We start from the raw sequence: 19,730 nt of genomic DNA on the forward strand, positions 1-19,730 counted from the left end.
CGCGAGGGCATAATCGCTTCGCGATTTTCCGCGCCGAGCCGGCGATTGCGGAAGCCGTCTGTGATGACAGCCTCAGCTTACGCGCCCGGCCTCGATCTCCACCACGATCTTTCCCGCCGTCACCTGCTCGCCTTCGGCGACGTCGATCGCCGCGACCACGCCATCGATACCGGCCTTGTGGACGTGCTCCATCTTCATCGCCTCCAGCGTCATCACGGGCTGGCCGGTGGTGACGCGGTCGCCCTGCTTGACCAGCACGGCGACGACGCGGCCGTTCATGGCGGCGCGTACCTTGCCGTCGCCGCCGTTGGTTGCGGCGGCCTTCGGCGCAGCGAGGGTGAGATCGGTGACCGCAAGCGGGATGCCGCGGTGCTGGAGGTAGAGCCGATCGCCGTCGCGGAGGAATTTTGCAGTGTCCATGAGACCGTTGTGGCGGAAGCGAATCGTCTCCGAGTTGAGCTCATCGAGCTCAAACCTATGCTCCTGCCCATCGCTGGAGACCATGTACCTGCCATCGCGCTCGCGCGTGACTTCGAGCTCGTGCGCGTGACCGTCCACCTCGATCTTCGCCAGCAACCGAAACGTTGCCGCCAGGCTCCGTCCGGCGCGCCATGATGGCGCGTGCGGGTTGGTAACGTAGAGCAGCAGGCCTGCCAGCGCCGTGTCGAACGCGTCCTTGCGCAGCGCCAGCAATTCGTCGCGATGGGCGCCGATGAAGGCCGTCGTCGCCTCACCCCCGGCGAAACCGGGATGACGCAGGCACGACATCAGGAACGCCTGGTTGGTGGTGACGCCGAAAGCTGTGAGCTGCTCCAGGCCACAGATCAGCCGGCCCCTCGCCTCCTCGCGCGTCGCGCCATGACTGATGACCTTCGCGATCATGGAGTCGTAGAAGGGCGGTATCTCCGCGCCCGATTGCAGCGCGTGCTCGACGCGCACACCGTTCGGCACCTGCCAGCGCGCCATGCGGCCGGACTGAGGCATGAAATCGTGCCCGGCGTCCTCCGAGCACAGCCGCACCTCGATGGCATGCCCGCTGGACTTGATGTCCTGCTGCTTCACCGGCAGCGGCTCGCCGCGAGCGACGCGCAGTTGTAGCTCGACGAGATCGAGCCCGGTGATGGCTTCGGTCACGGGATGCTCCACCTGAAGGCGGGTGTTCATCTCCATGAAATAGAACCCGCCGCTAGCGTCGAGCAGGAATTCCAGCGTGCCGGCGCCCTCGTAGCGCAGCGCCTTCACCGCCGCGACAGCAACCTCGCCCATCTTCGCACGCAGCTCGGGCGAGACGGCCGGCGACGGCGCCTCCTCGATCAGCTTCTGGTGCCGCCGCTGCACGGAGCAATCGCGCTCGCCGAGGTGTATGGCGTTGCCATGGGCGTCGCCGAACACCTGGATCTCGATGTGCCTGGGATTCTGGATCGCGCGTTCGAGGATGACGGTGGCATCCCCGAAGGCGGCCTTCGCCTCCGAGCGCGCGCTCCGCAGCGCGTCGGGGAAGGATGCCGCCTCTGACACGAGCCGCATGCCGCGGCCGCCACCACCGCCGACCGCCTTGATCATCACGGGGAAGCCGATCTTCTCGGCTTCCACGAGCATCACCTCGTCGCTCTGATCGGCACCCTGATAGCCGGGCACGATGGGCACGCCGGCCTTCTTCATGATCTCCTTGGCGCCGGCCTTGTTGCCCATTGCCTCGATAGCCTGCGGCGACGGGCCGATGAAAACGAGGCCCGCATCCTTGCAGGCCCGCGCGAACACTCCGTTCTCGGCGAGGAAGCCATAGCCGGGATGCACGGCATCCGCGCCGCTCGCTTTCGCGGCGGCGATGATGGCTGATATGTTGAGATAGGATTGCGCGGGCAAGGCTTCACCGATCCGCACCGCCTGGTCGGCCTGCCGCACATGCAGGGTATCGCGATCCGCATCCGAATAGACCGCGACGACGCCCAAACCGAGCCGCCGCGCGCTGCGCATCACCCGCAGCGCGATCTCGCCGCGATTTGCGACCAACACCTTGAAGAACGGCCGGTGCTGCACTGATCCATTCCTCATGGGCGGGCCACCGAGAATTGCATGCGCTGGGGCATCCGGGCGTCGCCCTCGCGGCAAATCGCTAGCACTTCGGAGAGCACCGCGCGGGTGTCGCGCGGATCGATCACGCCGTCGTCGAGCACGCGCGCGCTGGTCGAGAACACGTCCATCTGGCCGTCGAACACGCCGATGATCTGCGCCTTCATGGCCTCGAGCTTGTCCTTCTCGACCGGCTTGCCGCGCCGCGCGGCGGCGGCCTCCGTCACGATCGCCATGGTCTCGGCCGCCTGCTCGCCGCCCATCACGGCGGTCTTGGCATTGGGCCAGGAGAAGCAGAAGCGCGGATGGAAGCCGCGGCCGCACATGCCATAATTGCCGGCGCCGAAGGAGGCGCCGCAATAGATCGTGATCTGCGGCACGGTCGCCGACGTCACCGCCTGGATCATCTTCGAGCCGTGCTTGATCATGCCAGCCTCTTCGTAGGATTTGCCAACCATGTAGCCGGTGGTGTTGTTGAGATAGAGCAGCGGCGTGCGGGTCTGGCAGCAGGCCTGGATGAAATGCGTCGCCTTGTTGGCGCCGGCCGGATCGAGCGGGCCGTTATTGGTGATGATGCCGATCGCCTGCCCCTCGATGCGGGCGTGGCCGCAGACGGTGGCAGGACCGTAGTTCGGCGCCATCTCGGTGAAATCGGAATCGTCGACGATGCGCGCGATAACCTGCTTCATGTCGACCGGACGCTTGTGATCCATCGGCATGACGCCGAGCAGCTCATCCTGGTCGTAGCGCGGCGGCTTGTACTGAGCGCTCGCCCCGCTCGGCCGCTCCCATTCCAGTGCCGCCATGATCTCGCGCGCGATGCGCAGGGCGTCGCGATCGTCCTCGGCGAGGTAGTCGCCGAGACCGGAGACTTGTGTATGCATCTCGGCGCCGCCGAGCTCTTCCTCCGTTGCGATCTCACCGGTTGCCGCCTTGAGCAGCGGCGGACCTGCAAGGAACGCACGGGTGCGGCCGCGCACCATGACGATGTAGTCGGAGAGCCCCGTCTGATAGGCGCCGCCCGCGGTCGACGAGCCATGCGTCACGGTGACGACCGGCAGGCCCGCCGCCGACAGCCGCGCGAGGTTGCGAAAGATGTTGCCGCCGCGGACGAAATCCTCGACGCGGTAACGCAAGAGATTGGCACCGGCGCTTTCGACGAGCTGCACGTAAGGCAGCTTGTTCTCCAGCGCGAGCTCCTGCACCCGCAGCGTCTTGTCGAGGCCGTAAGGCTGGAGCGCGCCGGCATCGATGCCGGCATCACTGGCGCTGACCATGCAGCGAATGCCCGAGACGAAGCCGATGCCGGCGATGACGCCGCCGCCGGGCACGCTCTTGTTGGGATCGGGCACGTCGAACATGTAGCCGGCGAGCGTGGAGAGCTCGATGAAGGGAGCACCGGGATCGAGCACCACCGCGACGCGCTCGCGCGGAAGCAGCTGCCCGCGCTTGTGGAAGCGGTCCTTCGCGGCGGCGGACAACGCGCGGGTGCGCTCTTCCAGCGCACGCATGCGATCGATCAGCGCCAGCATGCCGTCATGGTTGGCGCGGTAGGCAGCGCTGCCGGGGGATATGGTGTTTTCGATGATGGACATGAAGTCTATCCTGCTCGTCATTGCGAGGAGCGAAGCGACGAAGCAATCCGGACTGTTGCCGCGACGGGATTCTGGATTGCTTCGCTGTGCTCGCAATGACGGTTGGGGGTGATACCTACCGGTTTGTCCCAAAAATCTTCCGCGCCTCAGCCGGGCTCGCGATCTCGCGCCCCGTTCGCCGGGCACACGCCGCGACTGCTTCGATCAACTGCCCGTTCGACGTCACCTTCCTGCCGTCGGCGAGATAGAAGGTGTCCTCGAGGCCGGTTCGCAGGTGACCGCCGAGATCGGCGCAGCGCTGGTGCAGCGGCCAGATGTCTTCGCGGCCTATGGCCGTGACCTGCCAATGCGCCTCTGGGCGCTTCAGCTTCAATAGAATCGGCAGCAGCTCGGGATCGGCGGGCATGCCGGAGGCAACGCCCATGACGAAATTGTATTCGAGCGGCCCCTTGTACATGCCGACCTGGGTGTACATGCCGACGCAGCGGACGATGCCGACGTCAAAACATTCGAACTCGGGGATGGTGCCGACCGCGTTCATGACATCGAGATAATCCTTCACCTTCTCGACCGCGTTGTCGAACATCATCGGCGGCCAGGCCCAGCTGTTGTCGGCCTTGACCTTCAGATAATTCAGCGATCCGGCGTTGCACGCGGCGATCTCGGGGTTGGTCTCGCGGATGCAATCGAGCGCGCTGCTGTAGTTTGGCCCCGACACGCCCGAGGTGTGATTGATGATGACACCGGGGCAGGCCTCGCGGATCGCCTGCTGGATCTCGCGCGAAACGCTGACCTCCCAGGACGGCAGGTGCCCCTTGTTCGGCGCCTGCTGGCGCAGATGGATGTGCATGATGCTGGCGCCGGCGTCGAACGCAGCCCTGGCCTCGCGTGCCATCTCTTCGGGCGTCACCGGCACGTTGTGCTGCCGGGGGTCGGTGAGCACGCCGTTCAGCGCGCAGGTGATGACGGCCTTGTCGCTCATGCCTTGGGGTTCTCGCAGGTTGGGAATGCAACGCTGCGATCATGTGACGCGGCAGGTAGTGGCTTCTTGCGCGGAGAAGCTAGAGATCTGGCACGCTGCCGTGAGGGTGGGTCAGCCGAAGGCGTAACCCACCAAGTCCGTTTTCCCGGATACAGAAGTGCTGGGTTACGCTTCGCTAACCCACCCTACGACACTTGGCTAGCTTGCTTCCGCAAGCTTCACCGTCTCGCTGCTGCGATAGATCGCAAGATCGCGCGAGCCGACGAAGATGGCGCGCGGCTTCAGGCCATAGAAGCGACGGATCGAATGGCTGAAATGGGTGCTGTCGGGATAGCCGATGTCCTGCGCGAGATGGGCGAGGTTGAGGTCCTGGTTGGCGAAATGAAGGAGATACCGCGCGCGCTTCCAGGCGCGGAACGAGCGGAAGGAGATGCCGGTCTCTTCCTTGAACAGGTGCAGGAAGCGCGAGGCCGAGAGGCCCGCTTCCGCCGCGCAAGTATCCGCCGTCACCGGCTCGCCGGAGAAGCGCTCGATGCGCGCGATCGCCCGCGTCACGCGCGGGTCGAGCACGCGGCGCGGCAGCGCCTCGCCAAAACACATCTCGTCGAATTCGGCGGTGGCGACGTCACCATAGCGGCGCTGGCGCAGGAACGCGTAGGCGGCGAGGATCTTTCGCGCATAGACCGCCTTGTCCGGTCCGATCAAGCGCTGCTTCAGCGCCTCGATCACGCCGTCCGACATGCTCTCGGGCTCGAGCGTCACGCTGATGACGGTGCGGTAATCGCTCGCGATGGTGTGCCGCTGGTTCGGCAGCGTCACGACGAGGATATCGGTGGTATGGACGTCGTCGATGGTCAGATGCAGGCTGCCCTTGATCGCGACATAGACGTGGCAGCAACCGGCTGTTCGCCGGCGCGGCCGGCCAAGCAGCCCTGCGTAGAACACGCGTTCCGGCGTGATCAGCATCAAATGGTCGGATTCGCGACCGCTGTCTTTGATTTTTGGGCCTTCCATCGGCGGTCCTCCTCGCGCGGCTCTTCGGACCGCTGCGGACGGAGGCCACCTTAGCGGAATTTTGGGCGGTGTCACTGCGGGATAGCGCTGTCATGGAGACGCAAAACGTCGCCGTTCCGGGACGACCAAACCGCGAGCCCGGAACTCTTCAAAACCGTCGTCCCGACCTTCGCCGGGACGACAAAAAGCTACGCCCTCAACCTTGGCGCGACATTTTGCTCGATGCCGGCCTTGCGTTCCGCCGCCACCGCCCGCTTGAAACCATCACGCTGTTGCAGCCGCGTCCAATAGGCTGCGACATTTGGACCGAAATCCCGCGAAAGCCCGATGCTTTCTGCAAGCCGCAGGGCATACCCGATCACGATGTCGGCGGCGGTGAAGCGGCCGGCACACAACGCCCCGGCGTTGGCAGTCGCTGCCTCGACCGCGCGGAGGCGACCCAAGAACCATTTCGCATAGTCGCCGGCGACCTGCGGATTGCGCCGCTCCTCCGGCTCGAGCTGGCTGTAGCGCAACACCAACGTTTGCGGGAAGGTTAACGTCGCATCGCTGAAATACATCCAGTTCAGGAAGGCGCCGAAATCGGGATCATTGGCATCGACCATCAGCGGCGTCGGCCCATATCGGGTGCCGAGATAATGGCAGATGCCGGAGGACTCCGTCATCCGCGTCTCGCCGTCGATCAGATAGGGGATCGTTCCAAGCGGATTGATCGCAAGGTACTCCTTGGCGAAGACGCGCGGCGGGAACGGCAGCATCTTCAGCTCATAGGGCAGGCCCATCTCCTCCAGCATCCAGAGCGGGCGAAAGGAGCGCGCGGCGTCGCAGTGATAAAGCGTGATCATCAGTCGTTTCCCCTAGAACATGATCCGGACCCATAGGGCCGCGTTAGCGCAAAGTGTGCAGCGGTTTTCCGAAAAGATCGGCGCATCATAACCCCATCTGCCGGCTTGCCAGATCCTTCATGATCTCCTCCGTGCCGCCACCGATGGCGTTGACCTTGACCTCGCGGTAGATGCGCTCGGCCTTGATGCCGCGCATGAAGCCGGCGCCGCCAAAGATCTGCACTGCTTCCGAGGCACAGAACGCCATCGTCTGCGTCGCTTGGTTCTTCATCATGCAGATTTCGGCGACCGGGCTCTCGCCCTGCTCCAGCCGCCAGGCCAGCATCTCCAGCATCGCCTGGCTTGCTGCGACCTTCTGCGCCATGTCGACGATCTTGTGGCGGATCACCTGGTGCTGGGCGAGCGGCTTGCCGAACGTATTGCGTTCTTTCGCGTAGGCGATGGCCTCATCGAGGCAGACACGGGCAAAGGCCGTGCAGCCGGCCGCCATGCCCATGCGCTCGCTGTTGAAGTTTTGCATGATGATCTTGAAGCCCTGCCCTTCTTCGCCGATCAAATTCTCGGCCAGCACGCGGCACTCGTCGAAATGCAGCGTCGCGGTGTCGGAGGCCCACCAGCCCATCTTCTTCAGCTTGGTGCGCGACAGGCCGGGCGTATCGCCCTCGATCAGGAGCAGGCTGACGCCGCCGGCGCCCTCGCCGCCCGTGCGCACGGCAACGGTCAGATAGTCGGCGCGCATGCCCGAGGTGATGAAGGTCTTCTCGCCGCTCACGACGTAGTGATCGCCGTCGCGCCGCGCCTTGGTGCGGAGGTTCGCAACATCGGAGCCGCCGCTCGGCTCGGTGATCGCGAGCGCGGATATCTTTTCACCGGCGAGGACCTGCGGCAACACCCTGGCCTTGATCTCAGGCCGCGCCGCGCGCGCGATCGGCGGCGAGCCGATGGTGTGACTCATCAGCGACGCGCTGATGCCGCCGGCACCGGCGCGCGCCAGCTCCTGGGACGCCACGATCTTCATGAACTGGTCGGCGGGGATGCCACCAAATTCTTCGGGGAATCCAAGCCCCAAAAGGCCGATCTCCGCCGCCTTGCGATACAGCGTGCGCGGGAATTCGCCGGCCTCGTCCCATTCATGGGCGTGGGGCTCAATCTCCTTCTCGACGAAGCGGCGCATCACGGCGCGAAAGGCGTCGTGCTCGGCGGTATAGAACGGGCTTGCCATCGCATGGTCGCTTTCGCTGGCGGCGATTCCTGATGCCAACATGACCGGAACACCACCCGCTCACTTGCGTCGAGTAGCTGGCGCGGAGCACTCGACTTCGAGTCGATCCATGTTCCAAGAATTCAACGCTTCGGAAGTCGACAAGGCCGGAGTCGCGACCGCCCGAGCATCAAGCGTCGCGCGGCTGCGCGTCGCTCGCCACTTCGATCCCGACCACGGGCAAACCGAGGCGGCGCGGATCGCCCACGGCCGCAAAACTCGGACAGGTCCATGCCAGCGTGGCCGCGCCCGACGATGGCAGCTCAAGGCACAACTCGAAGCCGTCCTCATGGATCGCGATCGATCGGTCGGCGACACGCGCGCCGTCGAGATAGAAGCGGAGCCCGATTCGATCGACGGGTCCGCGGACGTTGAGGCATTGAACACGAACCACGTTGCGGCCGGGCCGTACGCTGATCCGGATGGCGGCTTCCGGCTCGCTCCAGCGGAATGCTCGGCCCTGCCAGATCTCCGCCGCATTGAAGCCGGCCTGCGCAAGCACCTGATCGCCCAAGCGCTGCAAGGGAACGCCTCTCGCGTTGCGAACGCGGTGGATGCAATCGAGCCGCTGAAAATCGATCAGGGCCGCAATGTAAAGCTTCATCCAGCGCGCGATGGTCTCGGGCGAGCCGGCACGCGCCAGAACGGTCAGGACGCAGCGGGCATAGGCTGCCACGAGCCGCGCTGCACCGCGCGCGAGGAGGTCGCCAAACAGCGCAGGTCCGACCCAGCGCCGAACTCCGCGCCATGTCTCTTGAGGCCAATTCAACCACGCACGACCATCAAGCACTAAGGCGCGAAGCGCGCTCCGCGCCAGCGCGGGATCGAAATTGTCCTGACGGCTCCATTCGACGGGAATTTCCAGAAGCTCGCTGCCGGGCTCGCGCCGTCCTTCGCTGAGGTAGCGGATCTCGCCCTCCACGAAATCGAGCGTAAACGTCTTCAGGTCGGACAGCCGTCCGATGTAGTAGTGATGGAAGCGCGCCTCCTGGAGATAGCCGATGACGCGGCCGCGCGCATGGTAGGCGGCCGCGAGCACCCATTCGGCGAAATGGCCGAGCTCCTCGCGCAAGCCGCCGCATTCCTCGTAGACATCGCGCCGCGTCACGAAACATTGGTCCAGCACCTTGCGCCAGGGATGCACCTTCATGCCGAAATCGATGTCGGCCTGGTACATCGCGGCCTCGGCTTCCGACAGGCGGTTGTGGCAGACCGGGATCGACTTGCAGGAAAAGCCCGACCATTCGGGACGATCCTCGAAGGCGCGGACACAGAGCGCGAGCACTTCGGGCTCCGGCCAGCAGTGCGATTCCGTGAAGAACAGATATTTGCCGCGCGCCCGTGCCGCGCCGATCGCGCAGAGGCCGATGTCATGGGCCGAATCGGCGAACTCGAGCCGCGCCTCGCCGCCGGCAAGCGCGGACAGATTCTCGCGCGGCGAGAAGTCCGGCGGCACCACCAGGATGATCTCGTAAAGCGAACGCGCGATGGTCTGCGACATCCAGCCCTGCCATGACTGCTCCCACTGCCCGCGGTGATATTCGAGTGGAATGATGACGGAGAACAGCGGATGCTCGGCGTCGGGCTCGGCTTGCGGACTGGGCATGAATGACACTGGCAAACGAATTCAATAAAGCAACGGTGGGATGAAAGAGCCGCTAGACCGGAAGGAACAGCGCGAATGATTCGTCCACCGTACGACGCAGATGGTCACGGTACAGGGCGTAATTGACGTTGTCGGGAGAAATCCGCCCCAAGGTCGGCGTCTTGACGTTTCGCGCCGGCACGAAGGCGATGGGCGCAGCGATCGGCGTCAGTTGCGAGCCCGGGCCGGCACGCAGCGTCGAGATGATGCCGTACATCTCGCCGGCGGTGGTCGGCCGCGACACCGTGATCACCCGATGCTGCCCGTGCCGGTTGATGACGAGATAGATGAAGCCGGACTGATGGGGAACGGCGACCTCGCCGGTGTGCTCATAGGCGGCGTCCGTGCGCTCGCCCTCGCGGAAGACCAGCGACGACACTTTCGGCTCCCAGGCGATCTCGGTGCGGTAGGCAAAGAGCGCGTCCTTGTCGCCGAATGACGGCCGCAGCGTGATGTAGACGTCCTCGAGCCAGGTCACCGCGCGGTGCGAATAGGAGCCGAGACTGTCGGGCGCGACATCGTTGCCTGCTACAGGCGACGGCGGCGCGGCGTGATTTTTCCGCAAGGAAACCCCCAGCGCCTGCTCCAGCCGCACCGTGGTCGCCAGCGTGAACGGGCGCCGGCCGCCGAGCACCTTTTCCAGCGTCGACAGGCTGAGCTTGGCCTGCTCGGCCAGCGCCTGCCGGGAGATGCGCCGTTTGGCGAGCTCCTCGCGGATCTTCTCCGCGACCTCGCGGCTTTGCTCGTCGGTAAGCTGCTTGTCCGGCGTCTGCATCGTTATTCCCTGCTCCAGGCGGACATTCTAGCAGGCCGGACAAATCAGCACAAAACCGCACAGGACCGCCTCGGCGGCGGCTGGCCCAGGTGGCCGGCGGCCGAACATTGCCGATCATTCTGCTCGCGAAATCAGGGCTCCGCGGCCGAAATAGAGGCCAGCCAAACGTGCTTCGGGAGCAGGTGAGATGAGCATCTATGACGAGACCGACAATGACGAGCACCCTATGCTGCGAAAGCTGATCAATCTGGGCTTGTTCCTGCTGGCGCAGGGCGTTGCCGTGATCCTGATCGCCTTCGTGGCTCTGCTCGTGAGCTTCGTGCCGAGCTGGTCGGCCACATCAGAGCAGGCAGGCCTGCTACAGCCCGGCGAGGCCCGCTCGGGGACGCTGTTTCTGAAGGACGACGGCGCCACCACAGAGGCCCTCCGCCTCGGCATCGACGTCGACATCACCGTCTCCGGCCCGACGCTGCGTGCGCGCGTCACCCAAGTGTTCAGGAATCCCACCAAGAACTGGGTCGAGGCGACCTATGTCTATCCGATGGCCACCAACGGCGCCGTCGACACGCTGAAGATGGTGGTCGGCGACCGCGTCATCGTCGGCGACATCAAGGAGCGGCAGCAGGCACGCGTGATCTACGAGCAGGCGCGCCGGGATGGCCAGAAGGCCGCGCTCACCGAACAGGAACGGCCGAACATCTTCACCAACTCGGTCGCCAATATCGGCCCGGGCGAAACCGTGCTGGTGCAGATCGAATACCAGGAGCCGGTGCACCAGTCCGGCAACGAATATTCGCTGCGCGTGCCGCTCGTGGTCGGGCCGCGCTACAATCCGGCGCCGATCGTGCAGAGCGTCGATTTCCGTCCCGACGGCTCCGGCTGGGGCGCGGCCAAGACCGACCCGGTGCCGGATCGCGACCGTATTTCGCCGCCGGTGCTGGATCCCGCCAAGAATCCGCCGGTCAATCCGACCAGCATCACGGTTCGCCTCCAGGGGGGCTTTGCGCTCGGCGAGGTGAAGAGCCATCACCACGCCGTCAAGATCGAGAGCCCCGACAATGCAACGCGGATCGTTCGCCTTGCCGACGACACCGTGCCTGCGGACCGCGATTTCGAGCTGACCTGGAAGCCCGCGGCCGAGAAGGCGCCGTCGGTCGGCCTGTTCCGCGAGCATGTCGGCGACGCCGATTACCTGCTTGCCTTCGTGACCCCGCCGTCGATCGAGCAGGCGACGCAAAAACCCTTGCCGCGCGAAGTCGTGTTCGTGATCGACAATTCCGGCTCGATGGGCGGCACGTCGATCATCCAGGCCAAGGCGAGCCTCAACTACGCCCTCGCGCGCCTCCAGCCGAACGATCGCTTCAACGTCATCCGCTTCGACGACACCATGGACGTGCTGTTCACGACGTCGGTGCCGGCCGACATCGAGCATGTCCGGCAGGCAACCGCCTTCGTGGACGCGCTTCAGGCCCGCGGCGGCACCGAGATGGTGCCGGCGATGCGCGCCGCGCTCACCGATAGTCTTGGCGACACCAGCATGGTCCGCCAGGTCGTATTCCTGACCGACGGTGCCATCGGCAACGAGCAGCAATTGTTCGAAACGATCACGGCGATGCGCGGCCGTTCGCGCATTTTCATGGTCGGCATCGGCTCTGCGCCCAACACCTATCTGATGACCCGCGCCTCCGAGCTCGGACGCGGCGCCTTCACCCATATCGGCTCGGTCGAGCAGGTCGAGGAGCGCATGCGCAGCCTGTTCGCCAAGCTGGAAAATCCGGCCGTGACCGGCCTCTCGGCCAGGTTCTCGGACGCCTCGGCCGATATCACGCCGGCGATCATTCCCGACGTCTATCGCGACGAGCCGCTGGTGCTCGCGGCAAAGCTCGACAAGCTTTCGGGCTCGCTCGAGATCAAGGGCCGCGTCGGTGACCGGCCGTGGTCGGTGACGCTGCCTTTGCAGAACGCCGCCGAGGGCAAGGGTCTCTCGAAGCTCTGGGCCAATCGCAAGATCGGCGACGCCGAGGTGGCGCGCACCATGCATCAGATGAACCCGGAAGATGCCGACAAGGCCATCTTGCGGCTGGCGCTGGAGCACCAGATCGTCACCCGGCTGACTAGCCTCGTCGCCGTCGACAAGACGCCGGGCCGCCCCGAAGGCGAGCCGCTCAAGCTCAGTGAGCTGCCGATCAACCTGCCGTCCGGTTGGGACTTTGAAAAGGTGTTCGGCGAACGGCCGCAGCAAGTGCCGACGCAGCTCCGCGAGCGCCATGCGGATGCGAGCGGCCAGCCGGCCGCGCGACGCCCGACGCCGGCGGCAGCCGACACGATCCGCCTGCCGAAGACGGCAACCTCGGCCGAGTTGAAGATGATCGCAGGGCTGATCGTGCTGCTGCTCAGCCTGGTCCTGTTCGTGTTCAACCGGCGGCAGCCTTTGCTCACTGACGCCGGATGAAAGAGGAGGTCTCAGCCACCTTCTCTCCTTCAGCGCGCGCGGCTGCCCGTCACCCGCCCCAAACAGCCGCGCGCGCTTTTTTTCAGATTTACCCTATCACCGCATTCGTCATTGCGAGCGAAGCGAAGCAATCCAGAACTGCACCCGCGGAGATAGTCTGGATTGCTTGGTCGCTTCGCTCCTCGCAATGACGGAGAATCCGGCAAGATGCCCCGCCTCGTCCATCCCCTCATTCTCGCGCTCGTCGGCGCCATCCTGTTCGGCGACGGCGCCTATATCCACGCCAAGGCATGGCTGGCACAGGTGCTGCTGGAACGCGCGTTCACAAAGAGCATCGCAAGCGGTCAGCCGACGAAGCCGTGGTCATGGGCGGATACTTGGCCGGTGGCACGGATCGAGGTGAAGCGGATCGGCGCCAGCGCCATCGTGCTCGCAGGCAGCAGCGGCCAGGCGCTCGCCTTCGGTCCCGGACATGTCGAGGAGACCGTGGACGCAGGCGAGCGCGGCGTCGCCGTCTACGCGGCACATCGCGACACGCATTTCCGTTTCTTGCAAGATGTTGCCGTTGGTGACGAGATCGAGGTCACGCGCGGCGACGGCAAGCACTTCCACTACCGGGCCGACGCCTCGGCCGTAGTGCGCTTCGACGCCTCGGGCATCGATCCCAATACACAAGGTTACGAGCTCGTGCTGTCGACCTGCTGGCCGTTCGATGCGCTCACCTCAGGCCCAGACCGCTACATCCTGCACGCGACGCTGATTGGAACCGGCGGCTAGGTTTGTCATCGCGGCCGTCCCGTGGGATGCTGGCGTGACGCGCCAGATCCAGCCGTGTGACCATGCATTCACAAGTTCAGTACCTGCCGATCACGCCGGGCCTGTTTTCCGTCCTGGTGCTCTTGTTCGCCGGGCTGATCATCCTGATCCAGCTCCGCATCCTGCGCTATGCCTATATGCGGCTCGGCGTCGGCCCGGGCGTTGCGCTGCTCTTGCTGTTCGGCTCGCTGGTCGGCAGCTATTTCAACATCCCGGTCACGGTGCTGCCGGGCAAGGCGGTGCGCTCAGGCGAGATCGTCGATTTCTTCGGGATGCGCTATGTGGTACCGCTGGTGACGCAATGGCCGGGCACGGTGCTTGCGGTGAACGTCGGCGGCGCCGTGATCCCGACATTGATGTCGAGCTATCTCGTGCTGCGCTACCAGCTCTGGCTGAAGGCTGCGATCGCGGTGATCGCGATCGCTTTCGTCATCCACATGATGGCGACACCGGTGCAGGGAGTCGGCATCGCGGTTCCCGTCTTCGCGCCGGTCGTGGTCACGGCGATCCTGGCCTTCCTGCTGTCGCGCGAATATGCCGCGCCGCTCGCCTATATCGGCGGCTCGATGGGCACCCTGATCGGTGCCGATTTGCTCAACCTCGACAAGATCGGCAATCTCGGCGCCCCCGTCGCCTCGATCGGTGGCGCCGGCACGTTCGACGGCATCTTCCTGACCGGCATCCTGGCCGTGCTGCTGGCTGGCATCGCCTCGCCCGCAAGACCCAGGGAGGTCTGGTGAGGGCTTCTCACGTCGCGCACAATTAACTATGGCTTCTAACCATGGCTTCCGGGCACCCGTTTCGAGCGGGGAACTGAACTGGCATCGCGGGCCGTAGACCTATAGAGACGGCTCGTAGCGAACGGCTTGGCCAGGCGCTTTTCATACTGCATTCCTGTTGCGGAACTTTATTGATGGACGACGAATTCAAGCAGAAAGTTTTGCAACAGCTCGATCAGATCGAAAGCCGCATCGCGCTTCTGGAGAGAAACCAGCATCTCATCGCGGCGGGACAACGACGTGAGTCGCTGCGCAGCCTCTGGCGACGACCGCCGATGTGGACGTTCGAGCAGTATCCGCCGCGCCTGCTCAATTTGAACAGCTTTCAGCCGACACCATCGCCACCTGCGAACGCACCGCGGATCGCGATGGTGACGCCGAGCTACAATCACGTGCACTATCTCGACGCCACCATCGACAGCATCCTCAACCAGAACTATCCGAACCTGCACTATCACGTGCAGGATGGTGCCTCGATCGATGGAACGGTTGAGCTGCTGAGCAAGCGTGGTAATGGCCTGAGCTGGCGCAGCGAGCCCGACAAGGGCCAGTCCAACGCCATCAATATCGGCTTTTCCGGCGTCGACTGCGAGATCATGGCCTACCTCAACAGCGACGACATGCTGCTGCCGGGCACGCTCGCCTATGTCGCCGACTACTTCATGTCCCATCCCGACATCGATATCGTCTACGGACACCGCGTCTTCGTCGATCGCGACGGGCTGGAGGTCGGCCGCGCCGTGCTGCCGCCCTATCACGGCAAGACGCTGCAGTATGCCGACTATATTCCGCAGGAGACCATGTTCTGGCGCAAGCGCGTGTGGGACAAGGTCGGGCCGATCGACGAGAGTTTCCATTTTGCGATGGACTGGGACTTCATCCTGCGCGCGCAGGCGGCGGGGTTCAAATTCGTTCGTCTGCCGCGCTTCCTGTCGTGCTTCCGCATCCACGATGCGCAGAAGACCGCGGCCACCTATGCGGTGGGCGTGAAGGAAATGGGAATTTTGCGGCGGCGCGTGCTGGGTTTCGATCCGACGCAGGCCGAGATCCGCCGTGTCATCGCGCCCTATCTCGCGCTCCAGATCGCCTATCACTACGGCTACAAGCTCGGCCTCCTGAAATACTGATTGCGGCACGCCCTATTTCCCGCGCGGCGGCATGCGGGCCGCGCGGTTGCCACTCGTGCGAACTCACCCTACAAAGCGGACGTGCCGACAAGAACGCACGCCAAGAAGAACAAGGTGAGGAACCATGGAAGCACAGGTGACCGCTGCAACCCCTCTACCATGGTCTCCAGCGCCCGATGCCAGCGACGTCGTGAAGGGCATCCACGCGATGCTGCATCCGCGCAACATCGTGCTCGTCGGCGCCACCGACAAGCCCGGCAACTATGCCGAGCGCATCTGGAACAACCTGATCAAATACAGATTCGCAGGCTCGCTGTTTCCGATCAACGCGAAGCGCGAAACGATCTGGGGCGTGACTTGCTACAAGGATTTTTCAAGCCTTCCCGAAACGCCCGATCACGTTCTGGTGCTGGTGCCGGCGCGCTTCGCCGTGCAGGTGATCCGCGATGCGGCTGCAGCCGGCGCACGCTCGGCCACCATCGTCACGTCGGGCTTCAGCGAGTTGCAGGATGAGGAGAGCCAGAAACTCGCCGGCGAGCTACAGCAGGCGATACGCGAGACTGGCCTCGCCGTCACCGGGCCAAACTGCCTCGGCAATTTGAGTGCCGGCGAAAAACTCTTCACCAATATCGACGACCGCGTCGTCACCATGGACCAGGGCGCGGTGGCAATCGCCGGACAATCCGGGGCCATCGTGATGGCGATACGCCAGGCGCTGGAGGATCGCGGCGTCGGTGTCGGTTACATGGTGACTACAGGCAACGAGGCCGGGCTCGAGACGCCCGATCTGATGCGCTATTTCGCCGAAGATCCGAGCATCCGCGTGATCGTCGTCTATCTCGAGGGCGTGCGCAACACCAGGGCATTTCGCGACGCCTGCAAGGCCGCGCGTGCCGCCAGCAAGCCGGTGATCGCGCTCAAGCTCGGCGCCTCCGAGGGCGGGCGGGCAGCGGCAATGGCGCATACCGGCGCGCTCGCGGGCTCTATCGAAACCTTCGACGCGGTCGCAACGCGCGAGGGCGTGATCCGCGTGCGCGGTCTCGACGAGTTGATCGAGACCACCGAATGTTTCGTGCACAGCACCGTCCCCAAAGGCAATCGCCTTGCGGCGGTGACGCTCTCGGGCGGCAAGCGCGGGCTCCTGATCGATGCCTTCCATGCGGCCGGGGTCGACTTTGCGCCGCTGAGCCCGCATGTCAGCGGCGAGCTCGCGAAGATGCTGGGTCCCGGCTCGATCGTCGGCAATCCGCTCGATGCCGGCTTTGCCGCGGTGGTCGATCCCTCCGTCTACATGAGATCGATCAAGCTGATGATCGACGATCCCGACATCGACATCGTCATCATCGATGCCGAGCTGCCGAAGGCGCCGCATGAGCTGCGCGAACGCAACTTGCGCATCGTCAACGAGATGGCGAGCCGCGCCGCAAAGCCGGTCATCTACATCAGCGCGATGTCGATCGGCTTCACCGAGTTCACAAAAACCCTGCGCAAATCGCTGCCGCATATCGCGGTGATGCAGGGCCTCGACCGCGCGGTAACCGCGATCAAGTCGCTGCTCGACTACGCAAAGCTCGCCAAGGAAGTGCCTGATGTCGTCGCAAGCTCGAAGCCCGCGGCGCGCAGCGTGCTGGAGAAGACGCTGAAGGCCGCCACCGGCGCCGCGCTTGACGAGGTCGCCTCGAAGAAGCTGTTGAAGGCCTATGGCATCCCGATCTCCAAGGAAGGAATCGCGCAGACGCCGGCGGAGGCCGTGAAGATCGCCAAGCAGATCGGTTTCCCCGTGGTCGCCAAGGTCGTCAGCGCTGAGATCCTGCACAAGTCCGACATCGGCGGCGTGGTTCTCAACCTCAACAGTGCAACCGAGGTGAAGCAGGCGTTCAACGACATCACCGCGCGGGTCAAGAAGCTGAAGGGCAAGCCCAGGCTCGACGGCATCCTGATCGCGCAACAGGTCAAGGCCGATCTCGAGCTCGTGGTCGGCGCATCGCTCGACGCCGAGATGGGACCGGTTGTGCTGTTCGGCACCGGCGGCATCGACATCGAGCTGATGAAGGACGTCGCCTTGGCCGGTGCGCCGCTCGATGCGGCCGAGGCACGGCAGTTGATCGGCCGCACCAAGGCCGGCATCAAGATGCGCGGCTATCGCGGCAAGCCGAAGCTGGATGAGGCCTCCGCCATGAAGGCCCTGGTCGGCCTCTCCAACCTGATCGCGGACGCCGGCGACCGGATCGCCTCGATCGACGTCAATCCGTTCCTGATCAATACCAGCACCGGTGTCGCCGTAGACGCACTGATCGTCCTCAACAACGCCGCCGCCCGGCGCGCGGCCGGGCATTGATCGGCTTCCACTGGCCGCGCTTTGCCCATAAAATCGGCGCGCGATTCCGCTGCTCTCGGCGGCGGGGCGCGAGCCGGAACGGATAATGGCGCGCAGAAGCAATTTGACGATCGGAACCGTGACGCTGCTGGCGATCGCCGTGGCGTTCGGCGGTTTGCTTGGCGTGCAGAAATACCGCGCCGCCCAGAGCCGCAGCCAGTTGCGCGTGGTGTTCGAGGGCGGCTCGGCCAGCGGCCTGCGCCGGGGCGGCCCGGTGAATTTCGATGGCGTGCCGGCCGGCCAGATCGTCTCGATCAAGCTCGACAATCCGCGCAAGATCGTCGCGCTCGTCATGCTCGACAACACGGCCCCGATCCGCAAGGACACCGTCGCCGGCATCGAATTCCAGGGCCTGACCGGCATCGCCGCGATCTCGCTGATCGGCGGCGCGCCCTCGGCGCCGCCCGTGCCGCTGGATGAGGACGGCGTCCCCGTGCTGACCGCCGATCTCAGCGACGCCGAGTCGATCGTCGAGACCCTGCATAATGTCGACCGCATGATCGTGAGCAACTCGGCCGCGATCAAGGACGGCCTGCGCACGTTCGAAAACTATACCGCCGACCTCAAGGGCAAGGGCGAAGAGATCGACGCCGTGATGGGCAAGGTCGACAAGGGCTTCGCGAGCTTCGACAATGCGGTGACCAAGATCGAAAACGTCGTGCCGGGCTTTGCCGACGGCAAGGCCGACGAGCTGTTCGAGAAGATGAAGGGATTGCGCGAGCTCGCCGACACCATGAAGAAGAAGTCGGCGAGCTTCATCGAGGACGGGCGCCGCGCCCTCCTCGACATCAGCGAGGCCGCCAACAAGATGAGCGGCACGCCCGTAGCCCCTCGCCCGCCGCGCAAACCCACGCAGCAGAAGCAGTGATTGCGTTCCAGGCGCATTCAGTCGAGGTTGTTGCGGCCACGTCGTAGCGCAATGCCTCAGTAATTGGTCCCCGTCAGGCCGTTCGGGATGCCCTCGATCGGGCATTCGTCGGTTCCAACCGTCGGGCGCGTCATCGCCTCGACCATCTCGCGCGTGCCCTCGGGATCCGCGATCCACGTCTTGTAGAAATCATAGGGGCAAGCGGCGACACCACGCGCGCTTTCGCCGGAATTGATCATGCCGGTGTAGCCGCGATGCAGCAGCTTGAAGAGGTGGTTCTGCGACTGGCCATTGCGGCGCGCGTCGCGGATCAGGCTCTTCGACAGTCCTGCGTACTGGATGCCGTATTCTTCCTCGCCGGTCTCGCCCAGCGTGCGGCCGTCGAAGCCGATGATCGCGGAGTGGCCGAAATAGGAATAGACGCCGTCAAAGCCGGCGGCGTTGGCGACCGCGACATAGACGTTGTTGGCCCAGGCCATCGCCTTGGAAATCAGGACCTGCTGTTCCTTCGCCGGATACATGTAGCCTTGGCAACGCACGATCAGCTCGGCGCCCTTCATGGCGCAGTCGCGCCAGATCTCCGGGAAGTTTCCGTCGTCGCAGATGATCAGGCTGATCTTCAGGCCTTTCGGACCATCGGAGACATAGGTGCAGTTGCCGGGATACCAGCCTTCGATCGGCACCCATGGCATGATCTTGCGGTACTTCTGGACGATCTCGCCCTTGTCGTTCATCAGGATCAGGGTGTTGTAGGGTGCCTTGTGCGGATGCTCCTCATGCCGCTCGCCGGTCAGCGAGAAGACGCCCCAGACCTTGGCCTTGCGGCAGGCGGCGGCGAAGATCTCCGTCTCCGCACCCGGGATCGACGAGGCGGTGTCGTACATCTCCTTGGAGTCGTACATGATGCCGTGCGTGGAATATTCCGGGAAGATCACGAGATCCATGCCGGGCAGGCCGAGCTTCATGCCGACGATCATGTCAGCGATCTTGCGGGCGTTATCGAGCACCTCGCCCTTGGTGTGCAGGCGCGGCATCTTGTAGTTGACGACTGCGACGCCGACCGTGTCGTTGCTGGAAGAAATGTCACCGTGAAGCATTGGCGATGCCTTCTGTTTTGGTTT

General features: G+C 64.5%; 15 protein-coding genes. 6 read left to right on the forward strand and 9 right to left on the reverse strand.

The window, feature by feature from the left end; translation table 11 throughout:
- Nucleotides 1-72: 72 nt before the first annotated feature.
- The 8 genes from QQL28_RS12510 to QQL28_RS12545 all read right to left on the reverse strand — a co-directional run bounded on the left by QQL28_RS12510 (nt 73) and on the right by QQL28_RS12545 (nt 10,190).
- A complete protein-coding gene (locus QQL28_RS12510) occupies nt 73-2,055 on the reverse strand; it encodes an acetyl-CoA carboxylase biotin carboxylase subunit (protein ID WP_284265384.1) in 1,983 nt (660 codons plus the stop codon).
- Entirely contained in the window at nt 2,052-3,668 is a 1,617-nt protein-coding gene (locus QQL28_RS12515) for an acyl-CoA carboxylase subunit beta (protein ID WP_284265385.1), read from the reverse strand. Before QQL28_RS12515 ends, QQL28_RS12510 begins: the two co-directional genes overlap by 4 nt.
- Before the next feature lie 115 nt (nt 3,669-3,783).
- On the reverse strand, nt 3,784-4,650 hold the full coding sequence (locus QQL28_RS12520; RefSeq protein ID WP_284265388.1) for a beta-keto acid cleavage family enzyme: 867 nt from the start codon (nt 4,648-4,650) through the stop codon (nt 3,784-3,786).
- Nucleotides 4,651-4,848: 198 nt separating this feature from the next.
- A complete protein-coding gene (locus QQL28_RS12525) occupies nt 4,849-5,649 on the reverse strand; it encodes a helix-turn-helix transcriptional regulator (protein WP_284265596.1) in 801 nt (266 codons plus the stop codon).
- Between the two features lie 203 nt (nt 5,650-5,852).
- Complete coding sequence (locus tag QQL28_RS12530; protein WP_284265390.1) at nt 5,853-6,509, reverse strand: glutathione S-transferase family protein; 657 nt, start codon at nt 6,507-6,509, stop codon at nt 5,853-5,855.
- A gap of 85 nt (nt 6,510-6,594) precedes the next feature.
- Nucleotides 6,595-7,731, reverse strand: a complete 1,137-nt coding sequence (locus QQL28_RS12535) for an acyl-CoA dehydrogenase family protein (protein WP_284265598.1) — start codon at nt 7,729-7,731, stop codon at nt 6,595-6,597.
- 169 nt (nt 7,732-7,900) lie between these two features.
- Nucleotides 7,901-9,376, reverse strand: coding sequence for a glycosyltransferase family 2 protein (locus tag QQL28_RS12540; RefSeq protein WP_284265392.1), 1,476 nt, complete (start codon nt 9,374-9,376; stop codon nt 7,901-7,903).
- 52 nt (nt 9,377-9,428) lie between these two features.
- Nucleotides 9,429-10,190 (reverse strand): helix-turn-helix domain-containing protein, encoded by a 762-nt coding sequence (locus QQL28_RS12545; protein ID WP_284265394.1) that lies wholly within the window; start codon nt 10,188-10,190, stop codon nt 9,429-9,431.
- A 187-nt stretch (nt 10,191-10,377) separates the two neighbouring features.
- Between QQL28_RS12545 and QQL28_RS12550 the strand changes: the two genes are divergently transcribed.
- From QQL28_RS12550 to QQL28_RS12575, 6 genes are all read left to right on the forward strand, one after another.
- Nucleotides 10,378-12,642 (forward strand): marine proteobacterial sortase target protein, encoded by a 2,265-nt coding sequence (locus QQL28_RS12550; RefSeq protein ID WP_284265396.1) that lies wholly within the window; start codon nt 10,378-10,380, stop codon nt 12,640-12,642.
- Nucleotides 12,643-12,849: 207 nt separating this feature from the next.
- The gene (locus tag QQL28_RS12555) at nt 12,850-13,419 is read left to right on the forward strand and encodes a class GN sortase (protein ID WP_284265399.1); all 570 of its coding nucleotides are present in this window, start codon (nt 12,850-12,852) and stop codon (nt 13,417-13,419) included.
- Nucleotides 13,420-13,481: 62 nt separating this feature from the next.
- Nucleotides 13,482-14,198 carry a DUF1614 domain-containing protein gene (locus tag QQL28_RS12560; RefSeq protein WP_284265402.1) on the forward strand — a complete coding sequence of 239 codons (717 nt, stop codon included), beginning with the start codon at nt 13,482-13,484 and terminating at the stop codon, nt 14,196-14,198.
- 173 nt (nt 14,199-14,371) lie between these two features.
- Nucleotides 14,372-15,364 (forward strand): glycosyltransferase family 2 protein, encoded by a 993-nt coding sequence (locus QQL28_RS12565; RefSeq protein ID WP_284265404.1) that lies wholly within the window; start codon nt 14,372-14,374, stop codon nt 15,362-15,364.
- Between the two features lie 124 nt (nt 15,365-15,488).
- On the forward strand, nt 15,489-17,702 hold the full coding sequence (locus tag QQL28_RS12570) for an acetate--CoA ligase family protein (protein ID WP_284265406.1): 2,214 nt from the start codon (nt 15,489-15,491) through the stop codon (nt 17,700-17,702).
- 85 nt (nt 17,703-17,787) lie between these two features.
- Entirely contained in the window at nt 17,788-18,609 is an 822-nt protein-coding gene (locus QQL28_RS12575) for an MlaD family protein (protein WP_284265408.1), read from the forward strand.
- 56 nt (nt 18,610-18,665) lie between these two features.
- Here the strand turns inward: QQL28_RS12575 and QQL28_RS12580 are convergent, their stop codons facing one another.
- Complete coding sequence (locus QQL28_RS12580) at nt 18,666-19,706, reverse strand: aliphatic amidase (RefSeq protein ID WP_284265410.1); 1,041 nt, start codon at nt 19,704-19,706, stop codon at nt 18,666-18,668.
- Nucleotides 19,707-19,730: the final 24 nt, after the last annotated feature.

Origin of the sequence: Bradyrhizobium iriomotense, from assembly GCF_030160715.1 — a bacterium.
GTDB lineage: Bacteria > Pseudomonadota > Alphaproteobacteria > Rhizobiales > Xanthobacteraceae > Bradyrhizobium > Bradyrhizobium iriomotense.

Coding starts and splice junctions, on each gene's coding strand:
- QQL28_RS12510 (WP_284265384.1), bottom strand. CDS start 2,055: ATGAGGAATGGATCAGTGCAGCACCGGCCGTTCTTCAAGGTGTTGGTC.
- QQL28_RS12515 (WP_284265385.1), bottom strand. CDS start 3,668: ATGTCCATCATCGAAAACACCATATCCCCCGGCAGCGCTGCCTACCGC.
- QQL28_RS12520 (WP_284265388.1), bottom strand. CDS start 4,650: ATGAGCGACAAGGCCGTCATCACCTGCGCGCTGAACGGCGTGCTCACC.
- QQL28_RS12530 (WP_284265390.1), bottom strand. CDS start 6,509: ATGATCACGCTTTATCACTGCGACGCCGCGCGCTCCTTTCGCCCGCTC.
- QQL28_RS12535 (WP_284265598.1), bottom strand. CDS start 7,731: ATGGCAAGCCCGTTCTATACCGCCGAGCACGACGCCTTTCGCGCCGTG.
- QQL28_RS12540 (WP_284265392.1), bottom strand. CDS start 9,376: ATGCCCAGTCCGCAAGCCGAGCCCGACGCCGAGCATCCGCTGTTCTCC.
- QQL28_RS12545 (WP_284265394.1), bottom strand. CDS start 10,190: ATGCAGACGCCGGACAAGCAGCTTACCGACGAGCAAAGCCGCGAGGTC.
- QQL28_RS12550 (WP_284265396.1), top strand. CDS start 10,378: ATGAGCATCTATGACGAGACCGACAATGACGAGCACCCTATGCTGCGA.
- QQL28_RS12555 (WP_284265399.1), top strand. CDS start 12,850: ATGCCCCGCCTCGTCCATCCCCTCATTCTCGCGCTCGTCGGCGCCATC.
- QQL28_RS12560 (WP_284265402.1), top strand. CDS start 13,482: ATGCATTCACAAGTTCAGTACCTGCCGATCACGCCGGGCCTGTTTTCC.
- QQL28_RS12565 (WP_284265404.1), top strand. CDS start 14,372: ATGGACGACGAATTCAAGCAGAAAGTTTTGCAACAGCTCGATCAGATC.
- QQL28_RS12570 (WP_284265406.1), top strand. CDS start 15,489: ATGGAAGCACAGGTGACCGCTGCAACCCCTCTACCATGGTCTCCAGCG.
- QQL28_RS12575 (WP_284265408.1), top strand. CDS start 17,788: ATGGCGCGCAGAAGCAATTTGACGATCGGAACCGTGACGCTGCTGGCG.
- QQL28_RS12580 (WP_284265410.1), bottom strand. CDS start 19,706: ATGCTTCACGGTGACATTTCTTCCAGCAACGACACGGTCGGCGTCGCA.